The sequence below is a fragment of the Ferrovibrio sp. GW821-FHT12B10 genome (assembly GCF_058807515.1).
In genome coordinates this window covers 3,190,874-3,214,761 of sequence record NZ_JBXAQT010000001.1, presented here as the reverse complement: position 1 = coordinate 3,214,761, position 23,888 = coordinate 3,190,874, and the positions used below count along the sequence as shown (strand labels likewise).

Annotated in this window: 24 protein-coding genes; 9 read left to right on the top strand and 15 right to left on the bottom strand. The window is 64.3% G+C overall.

Features of this window, described 5'->3' with window-relative positions:
• The first annotated feature begins 85 nt into the window (after positions 1-85).
• Positions 86-745 (top strand): hypothetical protein, encoded by a 660-nt coding sequence (locus AC1RRT_RS16040; RefSeq protein ID WP_493014813.1) that lies wholly within the window; start codon positions 86-88, stop codon positions 743-745.
• A gap of 7 nt (positions 746-752) precedes the next feature.
• Here the strand turns inward: AC1RRT_RS16040 and AC1RRT_RS16035 are convergent, their stop codons facing one another.
• A complete protein-coding gene (locus AC1RRT_RS16035; protein WP_493014812.1) occupies positions 753-1,139 on the bottom strand; it encodes a TfoX/Sxy family protein in 387 nt (128 codons plus the stop codon).
• A gap of 98 nt (positions 1,140-1,237) precedes the next feature.
• Between AC1RRT_RS16035 and crcB the strand changes: the two genes are divergently transcribed.
• Positions 1,238-1,642, top strand: a complete 405-nt coding sequence (gene crcB, locus AC1RRT_RS16030; protein WP_493014811.1) for a fluoride efflux transporter CrcB — start codon at positions 1,238-1,240, stop codon at positions 1,640-1,642.
• On the opposite strand, the gene AC1RRT_RS16025 is transcribed toward crcB, so the two are convergent.
• The 7 genes from AC1RRT_RS16025 to AC1RRT_RS15995 form a co-directional block, all read right to left on the bottom strand.
• On the bottom strand, positions 1,639-2,034 hold the full coding sequence (locus tag AC1RRT_RS16025) for an NUDIX hydrolase (RefSeq protein ID WP_493014810.1): 396 nt from the start codon (positions 2,032-2,034) through the stop codon (positions 1,639-1,641). The two genes, crcB and AC1RRT_RS16025, sit on opposite strands and share 4 nt — an antisense overlap.
• Before the next feature lie 5 nt (positions 2,035-2,039).
• On the bottom strand, positions 2,040-2,873 hold the full coding sequence (locus tag AC1RRT_RS16020) for a ferredoxin--NADP reductase (RefSeq protein ID WP_493014809.1): 834 nt from the start codon (positions 2,871-2,873) through the stop codon (positions 2,040-2,042).
• A gap of 238 nt (positions 2,874-3,111) precedes the next feature.
• Positions 3,112-3,825, bottom strand: coding sequence for a ribonuclease activity regulator RraA (locus AC1RRT_RS16015; RefSeq protein WP_493015186.1), 714 nt, complete (start codon positions 3,823-3,825; stop codon positions 3,112-3,114).
• 76 nt (positions 3,826-3,901) lie between these two features.
• Positions 3,902-4,936, bottom strand: a complete 1,035-nt coding sequence (locus AC1RRT_RS16010) for an SMP-30/gluconolactonase/LRE family protein (protein ID WP_493014808.1) — start codon at positions 4,934-4,936, stop codon at positions 3,902-3,904.
• 56 nt (positions 4,937-4,992) lie between these two features.
• Positions 4,993-5,928 carry an SMP-30/gluconolactonase/LRE family protein gene (locus AC1RRT_RS16005; protein WP_493014807.1) on the bottom strand — a complete coding sequence of 312 codons (936 nt, stop codon included), beginning with the start codon at positions 5,926-5,928 and terminating at the stop codon, positions 4,993-4,995.
• On the bottom strand, positions 5,928-7,667 hold the full coding sequence (araD, locus tag AC1RRT_RS16000; protein ID WP_493014806.1) for an L-arabinonate dehydratase: 1,740 nt from the start codon (positions 7,665-7,667) through the stop codon (positions 5,928-5,930). Before araD ends, AC1RRT_RS16005 begins: the two co-directional genes overlap by 1 nt.
• Positions 7,668-7,730: 63 nt before the next feature.
• On the bottom strand, positions 7,731-8,699 hold the full coding sequence (locus AC1RRT_RS15995) for a Bug family tripartite tricarboxylate transporter substrate binding protein (protein WP_493014805.1): 969 nt from the start codon (positions 8,697-8,699) through the stop codon (positions 7,731-7,733).
• Between the two features lie 88 nt (positions 8,700-8,787).
• Between AC1RRT_RS15995 and AC1RRT_RS15990 the strand changes: the two genes are divergently transcribed.
• Positions 8,788-9,495: a GntR family transcriptional regulator gene (locus AC1RRT_RS15990; protein ID WP_493014804.1), complete on the top strand. Its 708-nt coding sequence runs from the start codon at positions 8,788-8,790 to the stop codon at positions 9,493-9,495.
• On the opposite strand, the gene AC1RRT_RS15985 is transcribed toward AC1RRT_RS15990, so the two are convergent.
• From AC1RRT_RS15985 to AC1RRT_RS15975, 3 genes are all read right to left on the bottom strand, one after another.
• Positions 9,492-10,244, bottom strand: coding sequence for a sulfite exporter TauE/SafE family protein (locus AC1RRT_RS15985; protein WP_493014803.1), 753 nt, complete (start codon positions 10,242-10,244; stop codon positions 9,492-9,494). The genes AC1RRT_RS15990 and AC1RRT_RS15985 overlap by 4 nt on opposite strands.
• A 35-nt stretch (positions 10,245-10,279) precedes the next feature.
• On the bottom strand, positions 10,280-10,606 hold the full coding sequence (locus AC1RRT_RS15980; RefSeq protein WP_493014802.1) for a ferredoxin family 2Fe-2S iron-sulfur cluster binding protein: 327 nt from the start codon (positions 10,604-10,606) through the stop codon (positions 10,280-10,282).
• 162 nt (positions 10,607-10,768) lie between these two features.
• Entirely contained in the window at positions 10,769-11,914 is a 1,146-nt protein-coding gene (locus AC1RRT_RS15975; RefSeq protein WP_493014801.1) for a cysteine desulfurase family protein, read from the bottom strand.
• Between the two features lie 146 nt (positions 11,915-12,060).
• Between AC1RRT_RS15975 and AC1RRT_RS15970 the strand changes: the two genes are divergently transcribed.
• On the top strand, positions 12,061-12,741 hold the full coding sequence (locus AC1RRT_RS15970; RefSeq protein WP_493014800.1) for an alpha/beta hydrolase: 681 nt from the start codon (positions 12,061-12,063) through the stop codon (positions 12,739-12,741).
• Between the two features lie 93 nt (positions 12,742-12,834).
• Positions 12,835-13,122: a GIY-YIG nuclease family protein gene (locus AC1RRT_RS15965; RefSeq protein ID WP_493014799.1), complete on the top strand. Its 288-nt coding sequence runs from the start codon at positions 12,835-12,837 to the stop codon at positions 13,120-13,122.
• Positions 13,123-13,142: 20 nt separating this feature from the next.
• Here AC1RRT_RS15965 and AC1RRT_RS15960 read toward each other — a convergent pair whose 3' ends face one another.
• Positions 13,143-13,916, bottom strand: a complete 774-nt coding sequence (locus tag AC1RRT_RS15960) for a hypothetical protein (RefSeq protein WP_493014798.1) — start codon at positions 13,914-13,916, stop codon at positions 13,143-13,145.
• A gap of 222 nt (positions 13,917-14,138) precedes the next feature.
• Between AC1RRT_RS15960 and AC1RRT_RS15955 the strand changes: the two genes are divergently transcribed.
• Together AC1RRT_RS15955 and AC1RRT_RS15950 are read left to right on the top strand one after the other, a co-directional pair.
• On the top strand, positions 14,139-15,560 hold the full coding sequence (locus AC1RRT_RS15955) for a hypothetical protein (protein WP_493014797.1): 1,422 nt from the start codon (positions 14,139-14,141) through the stop codon (positions 15,558-15,560).
• Between the two features lie 120 nt (positions 15,561-15,680).
• Complete coding sequence (locus AC1RRT_RS15950) at positions 15,681-17,096, top strand: hypothetical protein (RefSeq protein ID WP_493014796.1); 1,416 nt, start codon at positions 15,681-15,683, stop codon at positions 17,094-17,096.
• Positions 17,097-17,109: 13 nt separating this feature from the next.
• Here the strand turns inward: AC1RRT_RS15950 and AC1RRT_RS15945 are convergent, their stop codons facing one another.
• Positions 17,110-17,511, bottom strand: coding sequence for a response regulator (locus AC1RRT_RS15945; RefSeq protein WP_493014795.1), 402 nt, complete (start codon positions 17,509-17,511; stop codon positions 17,110-17,112).
• A gap of 139 nt (positions 17,512-17,650) precedes the next feature.
• Here AC1RRT_RS15945 and AC1RRT_RS15940 point away from each other — a divergent pair, with 139 nt between their 5' ends.
• Positions 17,651-18,106, top strand: coding sequence for a GNAT family N-acetyltransferase (locus AC1RRT_RS15940; RefSeq protein ID WP_493014794.1), 456 nt, complete (start codon positions 17,651-17,653; stop codon positions 18,104-18,106).
• Position 18,107: 1 nt separating this feature from the next.
• Here AC1RRT_RS15940 and AC1RRT_RS15935 read toward each other — a convergent pair whose 3' ends face one another.
• Entirely contained in the window at positions 18,108-19,178 is a 1,071-nt protein-coding gene (locus AC1RRT_RS15935) for an anhydro-N-acetylmuramic acid kinase (protein WP_493015185.1), read from the bottom strand.
• Between the two features lie 160 nt (positions 19,179-19,338).
• On the opposite strand from AC1RRT_RS15935, the gene tyrS reads away from it, so the two are divergent.
• On the top strand, positions 19,339-20,595 hold the full coding sequence (gene tyrS / locus AC1RRT_RS15930; RefSeq protein ID WP_493014793.1) for a tyrosine--tRNA ligase: 1,257 nt from the start codon (positions 19,339-19,341) through the stop codon (positions 20,593-20,595).
• 5 nt (positions 20,596-20,600) lie between these two features.
• Here the strand turns inward: tyrS and AC1RRT_RS15925 are convergent, their stop codons facing one another.
• Positions 20,601-23,771 carry a YhdP family protein gene (locus AC1RRT_RS15925; RefSeq protein WP_493014792.1) on the bottom strand — a complete coding sequence of 1,057 codons (3,171 nt, stop codon included), beginning with the start codon at positions 23,769-23,771 and terminating at the stop codon, positions 20,601-20,603.
• Positions 23,772-23,888 lie beyond the last annotated feature (117 nt).

Below are 23,888 nucleotides of genomic sequence, written 5' to 3'. Positions count from 1 at the left end.
ACCCCGGCAGTTGCATTTTTCTCGACTTGTTATCCGATTAGAGGAAAAATATTCGAAAATCAAATTCAAACACAGGGGGATTTTTATGAAGATTCACGGGCTGCTCGCAGCATTGGTGGCGGGCCTGATCGCGGCCTGCTCGCCCCGTTCCGACCTGCGCCCCAATATCACTGGATCTACCGCTGACCGCGATTGCCAGGCCCAGTTGGCCGACAAGCGCCTTGATCCGCTCCGGGGCCAGATCGTGGTTGAAGCCATGCAGCTCAAAGCCGTGCCCACGCCGGCCATGCTGAGTGACAACCGCCGGGCGACGCCCGAACAACGCGAAGCCGCCCGCGTCTTCGAAGAGACGGCGCGCAACTGCAAGGCAGCGTATAAGCAAGCCGGCTATACAACTTATGCCTTCGAGGATGTCCGCGACATCCGGATCAGCGATCTGCGGTCCCGCCTTCATGCAGGCGAGATCAGCTTCGGTGCCTACAACAACCGCTATGTTGAAATCCTGTCGGCCTATTCCGAGCAGCAAAGCCGGATCGCCGATGCCTATAGCCGCGGCCAGACTGCCGGCGAGGCCGCATTCCAAAATCAGATGATGCTGAACCAGCAAATCCTGCAGACCCAGCAGATGCAGAATATCCAGACCGAACTGAACGGCCTGCGCATGCAGCAGAACATGTCGCAGTACCGTCTATGGAACTGCAACACCCAGTCCATCGGGTCGACGACCCATGTCACCTGCTATTAGGATGGCGTCAGCGGCGCCAGCGGGCCGAGGTGGATACGCGGCGCGACGGCGGTGGCACCGCGGCCTTGGCGGCGCGGGCAATCTCTAACGCAGTCCTGCCCCATTCCACAGCCTGGTCGGCATCGTCGATCAGCTCGGCCGGCATCTTCCAGTAGCTCATCTGCATCGGCTTGCTGTTGCCGGCCTGATAGACAAAGGGGCCGCAGTCGCGCGCCAGAAAAGCCTTCTGGCTTTCGACATCGGCCTTCAGATGGATGGTGTCGTCATGTACCAGGGCGAACATGATGCCCCGGGAATAGACCCCCGCCCCGCCGAACATGCGGCGGACGGCGATGCCGCCCAGCGGGGCGAACAGTTCCTGGACGAACTCGATGAATTCGGGACTCGCGCTCATGGGGCGGCAGACTAGCCAACCCGCCCGGTCCGGCCAAGAGCACTTTGACGCCTGCGGCAAAAATCCCTAGGGTCCCCATTCACAAAGGACTGGCCACCATGACCGGATATCTCTACATCGCCGCCGGCGGCGCGCTGGGCAGCATCGCCCGCTTCTGGATGGCCGGGGCCATCGACAGCCGCCTGAACGTCAACTTTCCTTGGGGCACCGTGCTGGTGAATATCGCCGGCTCGTTCGCCATCGGCATCTTCGCCGCCCTGGCCATGAATGGCGGTATGGCGGGCGACGGGCGCTGGACCATCAGCGACAACGCCCGGCTGTTCCTGATCGTCGGCATCTGCGGCGGCTTCACGACGTTTTCCAGCTTCAGCCTGCAGACGCTGACCCTGCTGCGCGAAGGCCTGCTGCTGCGGGCCGGCGGCCATGTGGCGCTGTCGGTGCTGGCCTGCCTGATCGCCACCTGGGCGGGGCTGGCACTGATGCAGGTCTTGGCGAAAACCTAGCGCAACGCCGGCAGGATGTGATCGCGCGTCAGCGGTGCCAACGTAAGCCCCGCGGGCACCGCGGCAGGATCGACCCAACACAGTTCCTCGATCTCGGCCCGGATGGAGATTTCACCCTCGGCCGTCACGGCATAGACGGCCGCCTCCACCTGATGGTCCGGCTCGTTGGCGGCCGGTGCGCTGAAATCGCCGAGGAAACGCACGGTCGCAGCATCGAAGCGGCAGCCGAGTTCTTCATCCAGCTCGCGCGCCAGTGCAATCAGGTCGTCCTCGCCCGGCTCAAGCTTGCCGCCGGGCTGCATGAAAGCGGATGTGCCGCGCTTGCGCACCAACAGCGCGCGTCCCTCGTCGTCGCGAATGACCGCAGCAACGATGCGAATGACCCTGGTCATCCGGCTTACTGCTCGACGAAGGCCTTCTCGATCACGTAATGGCCGGCGCCTGTGGTGCTACCTTCAACCCAGTTCTGGCCATCCAGCATCTCGCGCATCTCGCTCAGCATCTGCGGGCTGCCGCAGAGCATTAGGCGATCGGTCTCGATGTTGAGCGGCGGCAGGCCCAGGTCGCTGAACAGCTTGCCGCTGCGGATCAGGTCGGTGATGCGGCCCTTGTTGCGGAACTCCTCGCGCGTCACGGTCGGATAGTAGAGCAGCTTCTGCTTCACATCCTCGCCGAAGAACTCGTTCTCCGGCAGCTCGCGCGTGATGTAATCCTGATAAGCCAGCTCACCCACGGTGCGCACGCCATGCACCAGCACGACGCGCTCGTAGCGCTCGTAGGCTTCATGGTCCTTGATGATCGACATGAAGGGTGCGAGGCCGGTGCCGGTGCCAAGCAGGTACAGCGTCTTGCCCGGATGCAGGTTGTCCTGCAGCAGCGTGCCGGTTGCCTTGCGGCCGACGATGATCTTGTCGCCCACTTTGAGATGCTGGAGGCGCGAAGTCAGTGGGCCATCCTGCACCTTGATCGAGAAGAATTCCAGATGCTCTTCGTAATTGGCGCTCGCCATCGAATAGGCGCGCAGCAGCGGCTTGTTGTCGACAATCAACCCGATCATGGCGAACTGGCCGTTGATGAAACGGAAGCTGGGGTCGCGCGTGGTGCGGAAGGTGAAGAGACTGTCGGTCCAATGATGGACGAAGGTCACTTCCTCCTCACGCAGGTTGCCGCCCGGCTTGAGCAGCGGATGGGAAGGCGCGGAAGCGGCAACGGCGGCAGCAGAGGTCGTCATGGGTTCGGCTCGATCTCAGGGACTGGTCAGGGAAAACGGCGGGGCTGACCGGAACGCACAGCCTAATTCATATGTACACATATAATATGAGTCGGCCGCTTTGTGTAGCCAGATATTTCGTATTCTCCACCCAAAATCAAGGTTTAGAAAATATAAACATTATTTCCATGTGATTACGGACAAAAGAGAAGGCGCCAGCCTGCGGCATGGCGCCTTCCCCGTCTGAAAAGCGGCAGTGTTACCGCCCCATCTTCTTGCGCCAGGCCTCGAAGTCCACCTTGGTCTGCGGATCGGTGGCCGGATAGAGCCCCTTGATCGAGCGGCCGCCCAGCACCTGCTCGGTGACGAAATCCTCGAACGCCGTCATCTCGACCGCCTCGTCGGCAATCTCGTCGGCGATGCCGGCCGGGATCACCATCACGCCATCGCCGTCACCGACGATCACGTCGCCCGGAAACACCGGCGCATCGCCGCAGCCGATCGGCACATTGATGTCGATGGCCTGATGCAGCGTCAGGTTGGTCGGCGCCGAAGGGCGGCTGTGGAAGGCCGGAATCTTGAGCTGCGCGATCTCGGCGGCATCGCGGAAACCGCCGTCGGTCACCACGCCAGCCACACCGCGCACCATCAGGCGCGAGATCAGGATCGAGCCGGCCGATGCCGCGCGCGGATCCTTGCGGCTGTCCATCACCAGCACCGCGCCAGCCGGGCAGACTTCCACCGCCTTGCGCTGCGGATGCTCGGGGTTCTGGAACACGGTGATCGGATTGAGGTCCTCGCGCGCCGGCATGTAGCGCAGCGTGAAGGCTTCGCCCACCATGGTGGGCAGCGACGGATTGAGCGGCTTCACGTCCTGGATGAACTGGTTGCGCAGGCCACGCTTGTACAGCGCCGTGGCCAGCGTTGCGGTGCTGACGGTCTTCAGCTTGTCGCGGGTCTCAGGTTTCAGCATGCTCACAATAACGTCCTTTCAGAAGAAAACTGGGACTGCGGCCCGGCATAGACGGGTCGCAGCCCCCGATTGAAACTCAGCCGCCGACCGCGCCCTGCGTGTCGACATACAGTGAATAGATCGACTGACTCGAGGCCATGAACAGTCGGTTGCGCATCTCGCCGCCGAAGCAAAGATTGGCGCAGCGCTCAGGCAGCGCGATCCGTCCGATGGCCTTGCCATCGGGATTGAAGATCATCACGCCATCGAGATCATCGCTGCCCATGCCCCAGCCAACCCAGAGATTGCCGTCGACATCGCAGCGCATGCCATCGGCCGTGCCCTTGCCGCAGTCGATCAGCGCCTTCATGTTCGACAGCTTGCCCCCGGCGCCCACGTCATAGGACTTGATCGTGCGGGTGGGATTGCTGCGCACATCGATGACATACAGCTTGCTCTCGTCGGGCGAGAAGCACAGGCCGTTGGGGAACTTGATGTCGTCGATCACCACGGTCAGCTTCTTGCTCGCCGGATCGTAGCGATAGACGTTGGTCGGCAGCTCGGCATTGGCCTTGCGACCCTCGTAATTGCCACCGATGCCGAATGACGGATCGGTGAACCAGATCGTGTTGTCCGACTTCACCACCACGTCGTTCGGCGAATTGAGTGGCTTGCCCTCGAACTTGTCGACCAGCGTGGTGATGCGGCCGTCATATTCCGTGCGCGTGATGCGACGGTTCATGTTCTCGCAGGTGATCAGGCGGCCCTGGCGGTCGCGCGTGTTGCCATTGGGATAGTTCGCCGGACTGCGGAAAGGCGTGACTGCGCCGGTCTGCTCGTCCCAGCGCATGATGCGGTTATTGGGAATATCGCTCCACAACAGATAGCGGCCATCGCCGAACCAGACCGGCCCCTCGCACCAACGGAAGCCGGTGGCGATGCGTTCGACGGCGGCCAGGCCCAGACGGTATTTGCCGAAGCTCTGATCCAGCACCTGCACGGCCGGATCGGGATAGCGCGCCGTCGGCACCCATTGCGCAAAGGCCTTGGACGCCACGCCTGCGGTGGCCAGCGCAGCCGCACCACCGGTGACGAAGGATCGCCGGCTTGTCTTCATGTCACTGCTCTTCATCTGTCCTCTCCCGTTTCCCGGCTATGCTGCCGGTGTTGGCTTCACGCACTGAAAGATCAAGACAGCGTCGCGCCCTGCGCATCGGTATAGAGCGCATAGACCGACTGGCTGGAGGCCATGAACAGGCGATTGCGATGTTCGCCGCCGAAGCAGAGATTGGCGCAGCGTTCAGGCAGCGCGATCCGCCCGATAGCCTTGCCATCCGGATTGAAGATCATCACCCCATCCAGTGCATCGTCACCCATGCCCCAGCCGCACCACAGATTGCCGTCGACATCGACACGGAAACCATCCGAGGTGCCCTTGCCGCAGTCGATCAGCACCTTGCCGTTGGTGATGCCCTTGCCCTTCACGTCATAGACACGGATCAGTCGGTTGGGCGTGGCGCGCGATTCCACGATGTAGAGCCGGCTTTCGTCCGGCGAGAATGCCAGGCCGTTCGGACCCAGCACGTCATCGGCGACAACCGTCAGCTCTTTCGTCTCCGGATCGAGGCGATAGACATTCTGCCCCACTTCCGATTTGGCGCGGCGACCTTCGTAATTGCCACCGATGCCGAATGGCGGATCGGTGAACCAGATCGAACCGTCGGATTTCACCACCACGTCATTGGGTGAGTTCAGCGGCTTGCCTTCGAAGCTGTCGGCCAGCACGGTGATGCTGCCATCGTATTCGGTGCGGGTGACGCGACGGGTCAGGTGCTCGCAGGTGATCAGCCGGCCCTGCCGGTCACGCGTATTGCCGTTGGCGTTGTTCGACGGCTTGCGGAAAATGCTGACCGCCCCGCTCTGCTCGTCCCAGCGCAGCATCTGGTTATTCGGGATGTCGCTCCAGATCAGCGCGCGATGCTCGCCGAACCAGACCGGGCCCTCGCACCAGCGATAGCCGGTGGCGATGCGCTCCACCGCCGCCATGCCCAGACGGTATTTGGCAAAGCTCTGGTCCAGCACCTGCACGGCCGGATCGGGATAGCGTACGGCGGGCGTCCACATCAGAAAATATCCGGTTCGCGGACCGGCGCACCGAAGCCGGTCTCGAGGAAGTCGAAGTCGCAGCCCTGGTCGGCCTGCTTGATATGCTTGCTGAACATCCAGCCATAGCCGCGCTCGTAGCGTGGCTCGGGCTGCTTCCAGGCCGCCTTGCGTTTCGCCAGCTCGGCCTCGGGCACATCCAGCGTGATACTGCGCTTGTCGACATCCAGCGAGATGATGTCGCCATTCTTCACCAGAGCGAGCGGCCCGCCGATATAGGATTCCGGCGCCACATGCAGGATGCAGGCGCCATAGCTGGTGCCGCTCATGCGCGCGTCCGACAGGCGCACCATGTCGCGCACGCCCTGCTTCACCAGCTTCTTCGGAATTGGCAGCATGCCCCATTCCGGCATGCCCGGCCCACCGAGCGGCCCCGCATTGCGCAGGATCAGCACATGGTCGGCGGTGACATCCAGGGTCTCGTCATCCACCGCCTTCTTCATCGACGGATAATCGTCGAATACCAGCGCCGGTCCGGAATGCTTGAGGAAGCGCGGGTCGCAGGCGCTCGGCTTGATCACGCAGCCATCGGGCGCAAGGTTGCCCTTCAGCACCGCCAGCGCACCTTCGGCATAGATCGGATTGTCGACCGTGCGGATGACGTCATCCTGGTATACATCGGCGCGCTCGATATTCTCCGCCAGCGTCTTGCCCGTGACGGTGACGACGTCGAGATGCAGGTGGTCCTTGATCCGGGTCATCAGGCCCGGCAGGCCGCCGGCGTAATAGAAATCCTCCATCAGATACTGGTCGCCCGAGGGTCGGATATTGGCGATCACCGGCACCTTGCGCGAGGCGATCTCGAAATCATCCAGGCTGATATCCTGGCCGGCACGGCGCGCCATGCCGATCAGATGGATGATGGCGTTGGTCGAGCAACCCATCGCCATCGCCACCGCGATGGCATTCTCATAAGCCTTGCGGGTCTGAATCTTCTGCGGCGTCAGGTCTTCCCACACCATGTCGACGATGCGGCGGCCGCAGTCGCCGCTCATGCGGATGTGGTTGGAATCGGCGGCCGGAATCGAGGACGCGCCCGGCAGGGTCATGCCGATCGATTCCGCGATCGCCATCATCGTCGCTGCCGTGCCCATGGTCATGCAGGTGCCATAGGAGCGCGCGATACCCGCTTCGATATCGGTCCATTCCTGATCGGTAATGTTGCCGGCGCGGCGCTCGTCCCAGAATTTCCAGGCATCCGAACCCGAGCCGAGAATCTTACCCTTCCAGTTGCCGCGCAGCATCGGCCCGGCCGGCAGGTAGATCATCGGCAGGCCGGCGCTGGTCGCGCCCATCAGCAGGCCGGGCGTGGACTTGTCGCAGCCGCCCATCAGCACCACGCCGTCGACCGGATGGCTGCGGATCAGCTCCTCGGTCTCCATCGCCAGCATGTTGCGATAAAGCATGGTGGTCGGCTTGACGAAATTCTCCGCCACAGAGATCGCCGGCAGTTCGATCGGCAGGCCGCCGGCCTGCAGCACGCCACGCTTCACATCCTCGACGCGATGCTTGAAATGCGCATGGCAGGGATTGATGTCGGACCAGGTGTTGACCAACGCGATCACCGGTTTGTCGACCCAGTCGGCCGGGGCATAGCCCATCTGCATGATGCGCGAGCGATGCCCGAAGCTGCGCAGGTCGTCCGGCGCGAACCAGCGGGCGGAGCGAAGCTGGTCGGGGGTCTTCTTCTTGCTGGCCATGATCTAACTCGTCAGGAAAAGAAATGGGGCGGACATGATGTCCGCCCCGGGGACTTGCTGAACTTATTCCGGCTGAATCTTGCCGACCTCGATCACGGTTTTCCACCGCGCGATCTCGGCCGCCAGGAAGGTCTCGAACTCCTTGCTGGAATTCGCGACCACGTCGAAGCCAATGTCGTTGAACTTCGCCTTCATGTCGGGCGCATTGAGCCCGGCGATCATGTCCTTCTCCAGGCGGGCACGGATGGCCGGCGGCAGGCCCTTCGGCGCAGCCGCCGCCTGCCAGGAATAGACCTCCACGTCCTTCACGCCGGCTTCCGCCATCGTCGGCACATCCGGCAGCGCGGCATTGCGCTTGTCGGCGGTGACGGCCAGCGCCTTCAGCTTGCCGCCGCGCACATGGTTGGCGATGGCGCCCAGATTCTGGAACGACACGTCGGCATGGCCGCCGATCAGGTCGGTGATGGCCGGCCCGCCGCCCTTGTAGGGCACATGCACGCCTTCGACGCCGATCTTCTGCATGAACAACGCAGCGGTCAGGTGATCCGACGAGCCGGTGCCCGAGGATGCGAACGAGACCTTGCCCGGGTTCTTCTTCATATGGGCGATCAGTTCCGCCACGGTGCTGGCCGGGATGTTCGGATTGGCAACCAGCACGTTGGGCGTGCGGACAGCCACAGTGAGCAGGTCGAAGTCCTTCAGCGGATCGTATTTCAGATCCTTGAACAGCGCCGGGTTGATGCCGAAGACACCGATCGAGCCGACCAGGATAGTGTAGCCATCGGGCGCGGCCTGCTTGAGCAGCGTGGCGCCGAGCGAGCCGTTGGCGCCGGCGCGGTTGTCGACCACCACGGTCTTGCCCAAGCTTTCGGTCAGCTTGGACGCCATGTTGCGGCCCGTGATGTCGGACGAGCCACCCGCCGGGAACGGCACGATCATGGTGACATTGCGCTCGGGATACTGCTGGGCCTGCGCCGCGCCGACCACGGCCAGCGCGAGGGCAGCCGCCCCCATCAGGGATTTCAGGGTCATTGGTTTCCTCCGGTTGGTCTTGTTATGAGTCGGAGCAAATCACTAATGCATTAGTGCGTCAACCGCCGAAACCTGCTATAGACGCGCCATGACCGTCACCCTGAGCACCCTCGCCCTCACCCCCGTCCGCGACCGTTCCCGCCAGGCCGCGCCGCAGGTTTTCGAACACCTTCGCGACGCCATCATCAATGTGGAGCTGGTGCCGGGCACGGTGTTGTCGCGGCAGGAGCTGCAGCTGCAGTTCGGCCTGAGTTCGACGCCGATCCGCGACGCGCTGATGAAGCTGGCCGAGGAAGCGCTGGTCGACATCTTCCCGCAGCATGCCACCGTGGTGAGCCGCATCGACCTGGACCATGCGCGCCAGGCCGCCTTCCTGCGCCGCTCCATCGAGGTGGAGACCGTGCACACGCTGGCCAGCAACCCCGATGCGGGACTGGTGGAACGGCTACGACAGAATCTGAAACTGCAGCAGGCCTGCGCCGAAAGCGGCGAGCTGCTGCAGTTCAACGCCCATGACCGCGCCTTCCACCGCATGCTGTATGACGCGGCCGGCATCCCCGACCTGTGGCTCAACGTGCAGCGGCGCAACGGCCATATCGAGCGGCTGCGCCGCCTGCATCTGCCGATGAAGGGCAAGGTGGACCAGACCCTGCGCGACCATATCGCCATCGTCGACGCCATCGCGGCCGGCGATCCGGTCACCGCCGGACAGGAGGTGCGCGACCACCTTTCGCGCTCGCTGGCCTTCGTCTCCGGCATCCGGGCGCATTACCCGGCCGAGTATTTCCGCGACTAGAGCACCCTGGGCAGGGCCGAGGCCAGCATGGCCAGGCCCGACAGGATCAGCAGCCCCAGCACAGTGCGCCGGAAGCCGGCTTCGCTGATGCCGATATAGAGCTTCGCGCCCAGCAGCGACGGGATCAGCATCGCCGGCACGACGACCGCCAGCAGCGGCACGGTCGCCCAGGTGACGATGCCCTTGGCGACATAGGTGAGCATCACCACGGTCAGCAGGGCCAGGTTGAAGTTCTGGATCACGCTGCGCTGGCTGTCCTTGGGCATGCCGCGCAGCGTGCACCACAGCGTCGGCACCACGCCGGAAAACCCGCCGATGCCGCCCAGCGTGCCGCCGATCACGCCGACCGCGCCATCGGCCAGCCGGGCCGCCAGGGGGTTGGCGATCCGGATGCGGGGCAGATGCTGGGCCACCAGCATGACCGGGCAGACCAGCACCAGGATGCCACCCAGCACGATCTTGAAGACCTGCACATCCAGTAGCGGCAGCAGACCGGTGCCGACCGGAATCCCGGCCAGGCCGCCAGCCACGAAGGGCAGCAGCAGGCGCCAGTCGAAGCCCCGGCGCACGGTGACGGCGGACAGGATCTGGCCGCTCAGACCGCCGCAGACGGCCAGCGCCGAGGCGAGCTGGGGGTCGAGCACCCAGGCCCAGAGCGACATGGCGACCAGCGCGAAGGCGAAGCCCGAAAGCCCCTGGACGAAACCGGCGAGCGCGGCGCCAAGCGCCACGATGAGATAGAGGTCCACGAGGGTACTCTTGGGATGGGGCCGGGATCGGCCGGTTACATCATGTTCCGGGTGGCGGTCGGCAGGCTGACCACCAGGCCGTCCAGCGCGTCCGACATGATGAGCTGGCAGCCGAGCCGGGAGGTCTTGGTCAGGCCGAAGGCGAGGTCGAGCATGTCTTCCTCGTCGGGCTTGGCGCCCGGCAGCCTGCCGTACCAGTCGGGGTCGACGACCACATGGCAGGTCGAGCAGGCCAGCGATCCCTCGCAGGCCCCCTCGATATCCACACCATGCTTATGGGCAATTTCCAGCACGGAGAGCCCCACCGGGGCCTCGACCTCGAGGCGTTTGCCGTCGGGCTGGATGAAGGTCATCTTGGGCATCAACTACTCCTGAAAGGCCGCCCGGATATATCGTCTGCGGCGCACAGCGTCCACTCACGGAGCCGGGAATTTACAGCGCACTCTTTTGCGTGATTCCACTTCAATTTAAACTATAATATCATTTATAATCATATACATAATATTACTATATAAACTTCTACATTACTTCCGCTTGCGCCCCTGCAGGCCGGTCCAGACCTTGATCGCCCGGTCGATATCGGCGGCCGTGGTGCCCCAGCCCAGACTGAAGCGGACGGCCTCACGCGCCGCCTGTTCCGGCAGGCCCATGGCGGTCAGCACATGGCTGGGCGTGACCTTGCCCGAGGAGCAGGCCGAGCCGGCCGAGACCGCCAGACCGTCGAGGTCGAAGGCCATGACCTGGGTCTCGGCGGGGACGCCGGGCATGCCGATGCAAAGGGTATTGGGGAGCCGGCCGAGCCGGGCCTCGCGGCCATGGACCGGGGCCTCGGGGCAGGCCTCCAGCAGGGCGGCCTCGAGCCGGTCGCGCTGGCGGGCGATGGTGTGCATCTCCAGCAGGCCATGGAGCGCGGCGCTGGCGGCGGCCCCGAAGGCGGCGATGCCGCCCAGGTTCTCGGTGCCGGCCCGCATGCCCAGCTCCTGCCCGCCGCCCCGGATCATCGGGGCCGGGGCCCAGTCGTCGCGCAGCACCAGCGCGCCGACCCCGGTGGGGGCGCCGAGCTTGTGGCCCGACAGCGTGAGGAAGTCGCAGCCCAGTTTGCCCAGATCGACCTCGATCTTGCCGGCCGCCTGGACGGCGTCGCAGAGCAGCAGGCCGCCATGCTCATGGACGATCTGCGTCGCCGCCTGCACCGGCTGGATCGCCCCGGTCTCGTTATTGGCCAGCATGAGGCAGACCAGGGCCGGCTTCGGCATCTCGGTCAGGGCCTGGACCAACGCCGCCTGCCCCAGCACGCCATCAGACTCGACGGGCAGCTCGCGGACCGGAAGATCAAAGGGGGGCAGCCCCAGATCGCGAGCCGGTCGCAAAACCGAGTCGTGCTCGATGCCGGCGACGATGACACTTTTCACCCCCGCCTTCTCCACCGCCAGACGAATGGCCAGGTTGTTGGCCTCGGTGCCGCCGCCGGTGAAGACCACGCGCTTGGGCGCCGCTTTGACCAGCGCCGCCACCTGGGCCCGCGCCGTATCCGCGATTCCCCGCGCTGCGCGGCCGAAACGGTGCACCGAAGACGGGTTCCCCGGCGCCTCCAATGCGGCCAGCAATGCCACCCGGGCTTCGGGCCGCAGTGGTGCCGTTGCGTTATAGTCAAGGTAGGTGGAGTTCATTTCCTGCTTTTAAGCTTGAATTTCGCTCTGCCGAGTATGGTAAAACCCAGATACGGACCCTATGGCCCGATCAACCGATTATCCAGCGCCGCTCCCCCTAGCAACGGCGTAGCCAGCCCAGAAAGCGGCGAAAGTGACGTACCGCGATGCCTGATATCATTTTTCCCGGTCCCGACGGACGGCTGGAAGGCCGCTATCACCCCGGGCCGGAAGCCAATGCCCCGATCGCCCTGATCCTTCATCCGCATCCGCTGTACGGCGGAACGATGAACAACAAGGTGACCTACAACCTGTTTCATGTCTTCGCCAAACGCGGCTTCTCGGTCCTGCGCTTCAACTTCCGCGGCGTCGGCCGCAGCCAGGGCAGCTTCGATCAGGGCATCGGCGAACTCTCGGATGCGGCCTCGGCGCTCGACTGGCTGCAGAGCTTCAACGCCAATGCCTCGGCCGTGTGGATCGCCGGCTTCTCCTTCGGCGCCTGGATCTCGATGCAGCTCCTGATGCGCCGCCCGGAAATCGACGGCTTCATCTCGGTGGCGCCGCCGGCCGGCATGTTCGACTTCGGCTTCCTCGCGCCCTGCCCCTCGTCGGGCCTGATCATCCAGGGCACCGAGGACAAGATCGTGTCCGAGAACGAGGTGTCCAAGCTGGCACAGCGGCTGGCGCTGCAGAAGGGCATCAAGATCGACTACAAGAAGATCACCGGCGCCGATCACTTCTTCGAAGGCAAGCTGGACGAACTGACGGCCGCTGCCGACAAGTATGTGAAGACGTCCTTCCTGCCGACTTCGGCCCGCGCCGGCAAGGGCGCGCAGACGGCCAGCTAAAGGCTGGCGGCGCGCTGATCTCCTCCTCGTTGAACGACAAGATTCCGTCGCCCCGGGCTTGACCCGGGGCCCCATTTCTTCTGACCTGTCCGCATGGCAGGCGGGTGGATATATATCGTCACCGACAAGCCTTATGGGACGCTCTACACGGGCGTCACCGCCGACATACACCGGCGTGCGTGGGAACATCGTGGCGGCCTTGTCGATGGCTTCACAAAGACCTACGGGCTGAAACATCTCGTCTATGTCGAAGCTCATGAGAGTATTCGGTTCGCTATCGAACGCGAGAAACGCGTCAAACGGTGGCGTCGCGCGTGGAAGATCGCATTGATCCAGTCGGTCAATCCGGAATGGCGCGATCTCTATGACAGCCTTGTCTAAAAATGGGGCCCCGGCTCTCGCTACGCTCGGCCGGGGTGACGCGCTTTTTCAGGCCATTCACCTCCAGGCAAGGGATTCCCATCCATATCGGTGAGATCGACGATGGTGGGGCTGATCCGCGGCGGGCCGGGATGACGCGGTGGCAGCACGGGGCCATCGGCCCGCGTGATCTGGGGCTTATCCGGCGTTGTTGCCACCTTATCCGTCGTTAGTTCGACCTTATCCGTCGTTATCGGCGCCTTATCCGACGTTATTTCCTTCTTATCGGACACTAACTCAGGCTTATCCGCTGCCGGGGCGCGCCGCGCTGCAGTCATCCGGGCCAGCGCAACACTGCTCTCGGCCACCTGCGCATCCATATCCGCCCGCTCGGCCGCGATGCGCTTGCGCAGAGCCTGACTCGGATAACGGCCGCCGGTCGCACGCAGTTGCTGCACCGGCTTTTCCACCCCATCCCTGGCGGCCTGGTCTTTCAGCCACTGCAATGCATTGCCATCAGATACATCTTGCAGGGCATGATGCATCGTAGCCGCCTGCAGGGATGGATACTGAATCTGCATCAGCAGCCGCTTGCGATCCATCGCACGCTGGATATGCGTGGCGAAGCGCAGGCTGTGATGCAGATGGGTCCAGAGCCGCGCCTCGGGGATATCAAGCGCGGCGGCAACGGCCTCGGGCGTCTGCCCGCCCACCAGAAGCTCTGCACCTTTTTTCCAGTCGATACGGCGGCGCGTCTGAGCAATGCGCGTGGGAAGACTAGCGGCCTGCGATGCCGCCTCGATCATGCCGGTCATGTCGGCCTCCTCTTGGTCAGAGGTGGATCATGATACCCCAGATCGAGAGGAATAGGAACAAAAAAAGAACATACCTGAAAAACGCCGGTTCTCCGCCCCCCGGCATCAAGGAGCCCGTGAACCTGCGTTTTGTAAGGTTTTGTAAGACTCTGTAAACATTACCGAATTTTCACTCCCGGATTTTCAGAACTGGTTCAGGCTGAGATGCAGGAGGACAAGACAATGAGCGCCCTGCAAAACCTGAAAAGCTTTCTTTTTGGCGGCACCACGCCCGAGCATAAGCCCCTGTCGCACACCACCGCGCGGGTGCAAGCCAATGCCTCGCGCCTCCCGGCGCGGCTGCAGGCTGGCAATCTGCAGATGATCGGTCTGCAGGCCATTCGCGAAGCGCTGGGCGATGAATGGCCCAAGCGGCGCGATACCATCCACAACATCGTCGAAGGCGTGATCCGCAAGCGCCTCGATGCCGGCGATGCGCAGTTCCGCCTCGACAGCGACGAATACCTGGTGTTGTTCACCACGCTCAGCAATGCGCAGGCCAAGACCCGGGCCGCCGTCATTGCCGAAGAGGCGCAGCGCCTGATCCTGGGTGAAATCCCCGACTGCGATTTCCATATCGCCTCCACCGTGGCGGAAGTCGATCGCGAGTTCGTCACCAGCAAGGTCGACTCCCTGCAGGAGCTGGTCAGTCACATCAAGGCCGGCGGCTGCAAACCCGCCCAGAGCGCCGAAGACGGCGACAACATCCTGCTGTTCGGCGACGAGCCGCTGACCGGCGGCGACTGCGACGAAGTGCAGCGCCCCGTGCCGCTGATGGGCGCCGGCCCTGACCTCACCGATCTGGACCAATCGCTGACCAGCCTGTTCCAGAAGAAGACCAGCGCCTCCTTCCTGAAGGAATGCCAGGCCGCCTTCTATCCGAACTTCAGCACCAAGCGCCGCTCGTTTTCCTTCTACACGGTGACGCTGACGCATATCCCCACCGGCCGCCTCGCCGATTCCAGCGATCCGATGCTGGAAGATCCGCAGGAACTGGAATTCCTGCTCGACCGCTATCGCCTGACCACCGCGCTGCTCGGCCTGCACCGCATGGTGACCGGCGGCCATCAGGGCTTTATCAGCGTGCCGGTATCCTTCGCCACCCTGGCGCAGGCGCGCACCCGCAACATCTATCTCAGCCGCTTCAACGACCTGCCGGCCGGCCTGTTCCGCTACATCAGTATGACGATCACCAATATCCCGCACGGCACGCCGGCCAGCCGCATCGCCGATGCGATCAATTACATCCAGCGCTTCAGCGCCAGCCGCGTGCTGGAAATCGACGCCGATCCGCGCCTGGTCGATCTCTATTCCGGCACCGGCTGCCAGGTGATGGCGACCTCGCTGCCGACCAATATCGCCGATCCGACGGCGCGCGCCGTGGCGCTGGCCAATTTCGCCAAGCGCGTTGCCTGGTACAAAATGGAGTCCGTGCTGTGGAACGTGGCACGGCCGGAGGATATCCAGATCGGCACGGCGGCCGGCTTCAGCTTCCTGGTGGGCGATGCGGTTGCGCCGATGATCGCGACACCAGGCCATCGCCAGGCCCTGCGCGCCGATCACATCCCGGCGCGCGCGGTCGCGGCGGCCTCGAAGGCGGCCTGATCCCCAGCGCCTGGCCGGTCCGACCTAACCGATTTTCCATGCCTTCCGGCTGGCGGGTCAGCGAATAGTGACATTCAGATCGTACGAATAGGCCCAAAATGGCAGCAGGAGGACACAATCATGAGCGTCCTGAAGCACCTGAAGGCCTTCTTGTTCGGCCATGCGGCCCGCGACTACCAGCCGGCCTCCCATCCGCTCGCCAATATCCAGGCCAATGCGACCCGCCTACCTACACGCATGCAGGCCGGCAATCTGCAGATGATCGGCCTCCAGGAAGTCCGCGAGGCGCTGGGCGATGAATGGCCGCAGCGGCGCGACAGCATTCATCGCATTGTCGAGGGCGTGATCCGCCGCCGGCTCGCCGCCGGTGATGCGCATTTCCGCCTCGAAAACGATGAGTATCTGGTGCTGTTCGTCCATCTGACACATATGCAGGCCCGCACGAGGGCCAGCGCGATCGCTAACGAGGCGCAGCGCCTGATCCTGGGGGAAATGCCTGACTGCGATGTCCGTATCGCATCCAGCGTGGCCGAAATCGACCGGGACTTTGTCATCAGCAAGGTCGATTCACTCGACGATCTGGTGAATCACGTCAAGGCGGGCGGCTCCCTGGCCGCCAAGGAGGCAGACAACATCCTCCTGTTCGGCGATGACCCTGTTGAACCGGCCGAAACCTACCCTGAAGCGCCGCGCGCCGCGCCGGCGCTCGGGGCCGGCCCCGACCTCACCGATCTTGACCAGTCGCTGACCAGCCTGTTCCAGCGCAAGACCAGCGCCGCCTTCCTGAAGGAATGCCAGGCCGCCTTCTATCCGAACTTCAGCACCAAACGGCGGGCCTTTTCCTATTACACCGTGACGGTCACCCATATGCCGACCGGCCGTACGGCCGACGCCAGCGATCCGATGCTGGAAGATCCGCATGAACTGGAATTCCTCCTCGACCGCTACAGCCTGACCACCGCGCTGCTGGGCATGCATCGCATGGTGACCGGCGGCCATCAGGGCGTGATCAGCGTGCCGGTCTCCTTCGAGACGTTGACACAGAGTCGTACGCGCAATGTCTATCTCAACCGCTTCAAAGACCTGCCGGCCGGTCTGTTCCGCTATCTGTGCATTGTCATGACCAATATCCCGGCCGGGACGCCAGCCAGCCGCATCGCGGATGCCGTGAATTACATCCAGCGCTACTGCTCGACCCGCGTGCTGCATATCGCGCCCGACCCACGCCTGATCGACCTCTATGCCGGCACCGGCTGCCAGGCGGTGGCAACCACCATGCCCTATGGGATTCCGGATTCCGCCACGCGCCTCCAGCTTCTGGCCAACTTCGCCAAGCGTGCCGCCTGGCACAAGATGGAGACCGTGCTCTGGGACCTGCGTCATCCCGATGATGTCAATGTAGGCACGGCGGCCGGCTTTAGCTATCTGGTGGGCGATGCGGTCGCCCCGATGATCACCACACCCGGTCATTCGCAGGCGTTGCGGGCCGATCACATTCCGCAACGCACCATAGTGGCCGCCGTATCGATGGCGTGAAGCGCCGCCGCGCCTAGCCCACCACGGAGCCGTTTTCGCCCAACAGGAAGCGCACCTGCGCGACCAGGGCGACGGTGGAAAACGGCTTGGTCATCAGCGCCATGCCGTCATCCAGTGTGATCGGCCCCAGCGCCAGATCGCCATAACCGGTGATGAACAGCACTTTCAGCCGGGGCCAGCGCTCGCGCGCCAGGCGCACAAGTTCAGGACCGCGCATGCGCGGCAGGCCGATATCGCAGACCATCAGCGCGGGGATCTCCGTGATTGCCAATGCGCCGGCCGCATCGCCGGACTCTGCGATGCGATAGCCGCTGTCGCGCAATTCATCGACAATCACTTCACGTACGGCGTCATTGTCTTCGACAACAAGGATGAGACGGTGGGTGGCGGTTTTTGGGGGCTGCTTTTCTGTCATTCGTGCCAGATTGGAGCCAAATATGGTCCTCGCGGGGCAGCGCTGTGATCGCGCTGTGACGCTTCGCCCCGCTGGCCGTTTACGGAGTAATATCCGGCCTGCTGACACCCGCGTCCGGCTTCCTATATTTCAAGATGTCATGTTCACCATCACGATCCGCCCCGCCACCCAGCTTGATGCCGATGCCGTCAGTGCCCTGGTGCAACGCACGCTGCGCGTCAGCAATGCCGCCGATTATTCGGTGGACGAGATCAATCGCGTCTTCGCGGATTTTTCGGCCGAGCGCGTGCTGCAGCGCATCCGGCAGCGCGATGTCTTCGTGGCCGAAAGCGATGGCGAGATCCTCGGCACCGTGGGCTATGGCGAGGGCCGGCTCTGGGCGCTGTTCGTGGCGCCCGAGCACCAGCGGCTCGGGCTGGGCACGGCGCTGGTCGACCATGTCGAACAGTATGCGCGCCGGCGCGGGGCGCGCGAGCTCGGCCTCTCGGCCTCACTCACCGCCGTCGATTTCTACGAACTGCTGGGCTATCGCCGCGGCGCCTATCACCCGCATGCCAGCGGCGCGACCTATGTGATGGTGAAGACGCTGGTGTGACTTAAGCCCTGTGCAGCCGGCCGCCGCTGACGGGGCTGCGCACGCCGGTGGTGCCGGGCAGGCTCAATGGAAGACCGCGCGCCGCGCGCGCCGCCAGGAAGGCGAAGGCCTCGGCCTCCAGGCTGTCGCCGCGCCAGTGCACGGCCTCTACGCTTTCCACCGGCATGTTGAGATGCTGGGTCAGCATGGTCATCAGCGTCGCATTGTGGCGGCCGCCGCCGCAGACCAGGCAGCGCAGCGGTCGCTGCGGCAGATGACTGAGAGCCCGCGCGACGCTGGCGGCCGTGAAGGCGGTGAGCGTCGCCGCGCCGTCTTCCATGCTCAAGCCTTCCACGGCATCGACGCTGAAGGCATTGCGATCGAGCGACTTTGGCGGCTTTGCCGCGAAATACGGATGCGCCATCAGTTTCGCCAGCGCATCGGCATTCACCTGGCCGCGCGCCGCCATGGCGCCGCCCTCGTCATGCGCCCTGCCGCCGTGGCGCAGCATCCAGTCGTCGATCAGCGCATTGCCCGGCCCGGTATCGAAGGCGAGCAGGTCGCTTTCGGTCGCGCCGCCGATAGAGGTGACATTGCCGACGCCGCCGAGATTGAGCACCAGCAAAGGCGTGGCCAACTGCGCATAGCGGGCGAGGGCCAAATGATACAAGGGCACCAGCGGCGCGCCCTGTCCGCCCATCGCCACATCCTGGGCACGGAAGTCGCTGACGGTATCGATGCCACTGAGCTTGGCCAGTAGCGCGCCGTCGCCGGTCTGCCAGGTGCGGCGATGCGGCGCGTCGGGGTCGTGCAGGATGGTCTGGCCGTGAAAGCCGAGCCAGGCGATATCGGTGGGCTTGAGCCCGGCCATTTTCAGCAGCGCCGAGACGGCGGCATGATGCGCGATGGTGACGACGCGGCTGACCACCGGGATCTGGCCCGCCGTCGCCGCCGGCACGCCCAGCACGGCGCGGATGGTGTCGCGCACCTCCTGCGGATAGGGCACGGTGAGCGCCGGGCCGAATTCGGCGATGGTCTCGCCATCGGTGCGCAGCAGGGCCGCATCCACGCCATCCATGGAGGTGCCGCTCATCAGGCCCACGATCCAGGGGGCTTCGGAAGAGCCTTCAGCAGAGGATTTGGCGGGTTTCTGGGGCAAGGCGGGGCGCTCGGAAGCTAGGCGGGCTGACGGCTGTATGATACATCGACCCCCACAGACCAACAACGACCAACACGCCCGACGAGCAAGCCTGATGACCGAGTTGCGCTCCGACTTCCTGCAAACCATGACCCAGCGCGGGTATGTGCACCAGTGCACCGACGCGGCCGGCCTCGACGCCCTGGCGCAGAAGCCGGTCGGGATCACCGCCTATGTCGGCTATGACTGCACCGGCCCCAGCCTGCATGTCGGCCATCTGCTCTCGATCATGATGCTGCGCCGGCTGCAGCAGTTCGGCCACAAGCCCATCGTGCTGATGGGCGGCGGCACCACCAAGGTGGGCGACCCGTCGGGCAAGGACGAGGCGCGCAAGCTGCTGACCACGGAAGGCATCCAGGCCAACATGGACAGCATCAAGACGGTGTTCAGCCGCTTTGTCACCTTCGGCGACGGCCCGTCTGATGCGATCATGGCCAACAACGCCGAGTGGCTCGACAAGCTGCAGTATATCGACTTCCTGCGCGACTACGGCCGCCACTTCTCGGTCAACCGCATGCTCAGCTTCGATTCCGTGAAGCTGCGGCTGGAACGCGAGCAGCCGCTCAGCTTCCTCGAATTCAACTACATGATCCTGCAGGCCTACGACTTCGTCGAACTGGGCCGGCGCTACAACTGCAATCTGCAGATGGGCGGCTCGGACCAGTGGGGCAACATCGTCAACGGCGTCGAACTCGGCCGCCGCGCCCAGGACATGAGCCTGCACGGCCTCACCTGCCCGCTGCTCACCACGGCGTCGGGCCAGAAGATGGGCAAGACAGCGAGCGGCGCGGTCTGGCTCAACGAGGACATGCTGTCGCATTACGACTACTGGCAGTACTGGCGCAATTGCGAGGACGCCGATGTCGGGCGTTTCCTCAAGCTGGTCACCGACCTGCCGCTGGACGAGATCGCGCGGCTGGAAACGCTGCAGGGCGCCGAGCTGAACGAGGCCAAGAAAATCCTCGCCACCGAGGCCACCGCGCTGTGCCGTGGGCGCGCGGCGGCCGAGGCGGCTGCCGACACCGCGAAGAAGGCCTTCGAGCAGGGCAGCTTCGGCGGCGACCTGCCGGTGCTGAAGATCGCCCGCGACCGCCTCAATGACGGCATCGCCGCCTTTGCCCTCGTGCAGGAAGCCGGCTTCGCCAAGTCAGGCGGCGAGGCGCGCCGCCATATCCGCGGCAATGCGATCAAGCTGAATGACGCCGCCGTCACCGACGAGAACCAGAAGATCTCGTCGGCTGACCTGAGCGCCGATGGCCAGCTGCGCCTGAGCTTCGGCAAGAAGCAGCATGTGCTGATCGAGGCGGCGTAAGGCTCTTAAGGCGCGTCGCGCGCGCGGTCGGGCTGCGGCGGCAGGACCGGCGGCTCGCTGCCATCGGCCGGCGGCGCGCTCACTTCCGGCGCCTGGAAGATGCGGCGCAGGAAGCCCGGCGCGATCACCGACAACGGATTGATGGTGAACTGCGGGTCGTTCTTGGCGCCCGAGACGGCGAAGTTGACGCCGATGATGCCGTCGCCCACGAAGATATCGCCCAGCAACGGAATCTTGCCCAGGATCGTGTTGAGCACGAAGGCCGGCACCGCCGTGCCGTTGATGCTGAGGCTGTTGGTCTTGCTGTTCACCGTGCCCTCAAGCGTGATGCCGAGCTGCGGCCCGCTGAGCCGCGAGGGCTTGATGGTGAGAACGCGGTCCTTCTGCTCGAACGGCACCTCGCCGGTCTCGAACAGGATGCCCTCGCCCGACAGCAGCGAGGCCAGGCCGGCAAAGGAGCCGATGCCGAGCAGCCGCGCCAGGAAGGGCGTGCGCACCGCACGCACATTCTTCATGGTCATACGGCCGCTGAGCGGCTGGGTCACCTGCGTGTCGTCATAGGCGGCGCGGACCTGCATCGTGCCACCCTGCATATCCGTGATGCCGAGGAAATGCAGCACCGCACCGGCATTGTCTGAATCGAGTACCAGGCGGCGGGCATTCAGCGCCGGTGAAATGCTCAAGGTCATGCCGCCGGTGGTGGCAAAGCCCCCGGTGAGGCTCATGGTGTCGATGCGGGTCGGGGCGCGCTGCACGTTGACGGACAGGTTGCGCATCTCGAGATCGTTGTCGATCCGCGCCTCGTCGAAACGCAAGGCCAGCGCCATGCGCGGCTTCACCGTGCCGGGCGGCGTATCGTCGTTCATCGCGTCTTCGACGAAGGGCCGCAGGTCGTAGCGCTTGCCGGTCAGCTCGATGCGCGCATCGCCGTTGGCGGCAAAGGCGATGCTGCCGGTGGCATCGCTTTCGCCATATTGCAGCTTCTGCACCTCGGCACCCCAGCCGCCGCCATTATTGAGCGTGGCTTTCGCGCGCGCCGTCAGCGACGGGCCGCTCACCTCGATCAGGTCGAACTGCACCGGTTGCTTGTCCTTGGTGCGGATCTGCACCTTGCCCTTCGACTCGATGCCGGGTTCCTTGCGCATATGCGCGTCAGCAATGGCGATGGTGGCCCGGGTCAGGTCGAACTCACCCCCGATCGCCACTTCGCCGCCCCGGCGCTCCTCGATATCCATCACCGCATCGGCAGGGCCGTCGATATAGGGCGCGAGCGGATAGCCCAGCGCCTTGCGCTGCGGCTCGTCGATGGTGCCCTTGAGGCTGTAGCGCGCCTGGATGGCGGCGCGACTGCTGAAATCCTGCTTCCAGCCGATCTGCAGCGGCACACCGTTCAGCGCCGCCTTGCCGTTGGCCTCCAGACCCTTGGCGTCGACCTTCATCGCCATCTCGCCATCGGCGAGATCATAGCGCTGCATCAGCCCGGTCATGGTCAGGCCGGTCATCGCGGCATCGGCATTCACCGCGATGTCTTCAACCTTGAGATTGTTGAACAACGGGAAGCGGATGCGGAACTTCACCTCGCCGGTACCGCCCACGGTGGCCGGTTTGATGCCCATGCGCGAGGGGAAGCCGAGCGGCTTCTGGTCGATCAGTGTCAGGATATCGGCTGTCTTGCCGCGCGCGGCCGAGGAGATATCGGCATGCTGATCGATATCCTGTAGGCCCGTGATCTTTGCATTGCCTTGACTGACCAGCACCGGGCCGGCTCTGGCGCTATCGAGCGTCAGATCGAAGACATCGGCATTCAGCGTGGCCAGGCCCTTGGCCTCGGTCAGATGCGTCATCGGCGGCAGGTAATTCACATCCAGCCCGTCGAAGACGAAATCCAGCTTCACCGCATCGGGCGGCAGGCGCTGCTCGCCCGCCACCATTTCGGGCGTCAGCCTGGCTTCGAAACGACCCGTGCCAACCTGGCCGCCCTTGATGCGCGTGGTCACCCATTCGCGGGCGTTCTTCGCCATATCCGGCGGCCAGTAGGCCGGCAGCCGGTCGACCGCCAGCGCGAAGAACTGCCCCTTGAGATCAAGGCCGTAGCGCTCGTCGCCGCTGCGCGTCACCACACCGTCAAACGACATGCGCAGCCCATCGGTGAAGCTGATGGTGGCGGCATCCAGCGCGAAGATGCCTTTTGCGCCATCGGCGCGGCCACGAAACTGCGCCGCGGTGAGCGACAGCGCCGCGGGGAACAGCTCGGGTGCATTGATCTGGCCGGCGCCGGCGGTGAGGTCGAAATACAGGCCCAGCCGCTGGCCGCTTTCATTCACCTCCAGCGTGAGATTGCCGTTGATCGGCGCCGCCACATAGGACAGCGGCTTGAGATCGGGCACCACATCGGCGAAGTCGGACGGCTCGATATCGCTGAAGCGCACGGTGACGCGCGCCAGCTTTTCGGCGGCGTTGTAATCGGCATCGAGGTTGAGGTCGACACGGCGATCGCGCCAGTCCAGCGTGCCGCTGGCGGACGCAAAGACATGGCCCTCGCCGCGCTGGAAGGTGATGCGCGCCGCCGGCACGATCCAGCGCTGGTTCAGGCTCCAGTCTTCGATCACCAGCCGGTCGGCCAGGATCGAGACATTCTCCAGCAGGCCCATACTGTCGTTGGGATCGGTGGGCCGCGACAGCAGTTCGAACATGCCGCCGAACATGCGCTGCGCCAGATTGCCGTCGAGCGGTTCGGGCGTGGTCGTTTCCGGCGTCGGTGCCCCGGGCGTGGCCTCTGCGGTTTGCGGCAGGCCGAACTTGAACCGGCCATCGACATCGCGCACCAGCCGCGCCTCGATGCCGCTGGCATGGATGAAGCGCGGCGCAAGCACGCCGCGCAGCGCGGCGCGGCCACTCAGCATCATATCGATATTGGGGATGGTGAGGCCGACGCGGTCATCCTCGCCGCGATACTGCGCATCGATCACCCGAAGCCGGATGCCTTCATCCTGCTCGGACCAGGCCAGCACCACATCGCCGATCTCGGCACGCACGCCAAGCTGCGGCAGGGCCAGCGCCTCGCTGATATAGGGCGCGAGAAAACCGAGCGAGATCGGTCCCTGGGCGACGCGCCAGGCCAGCAGACCCAGCAGGATGCAGACTGTCACCACTGTTGCGGCGACCGTGCGCACCACCAACCGACTCCACCGCAGAACCACTTGTCGCGCCCTCGCCGTTTTTACCTAGTCATGTCTTGTTTGCATCATGGCCGGACCGTGGCTGTTCAAACCAGATCGGTCCCGGGCTTGACC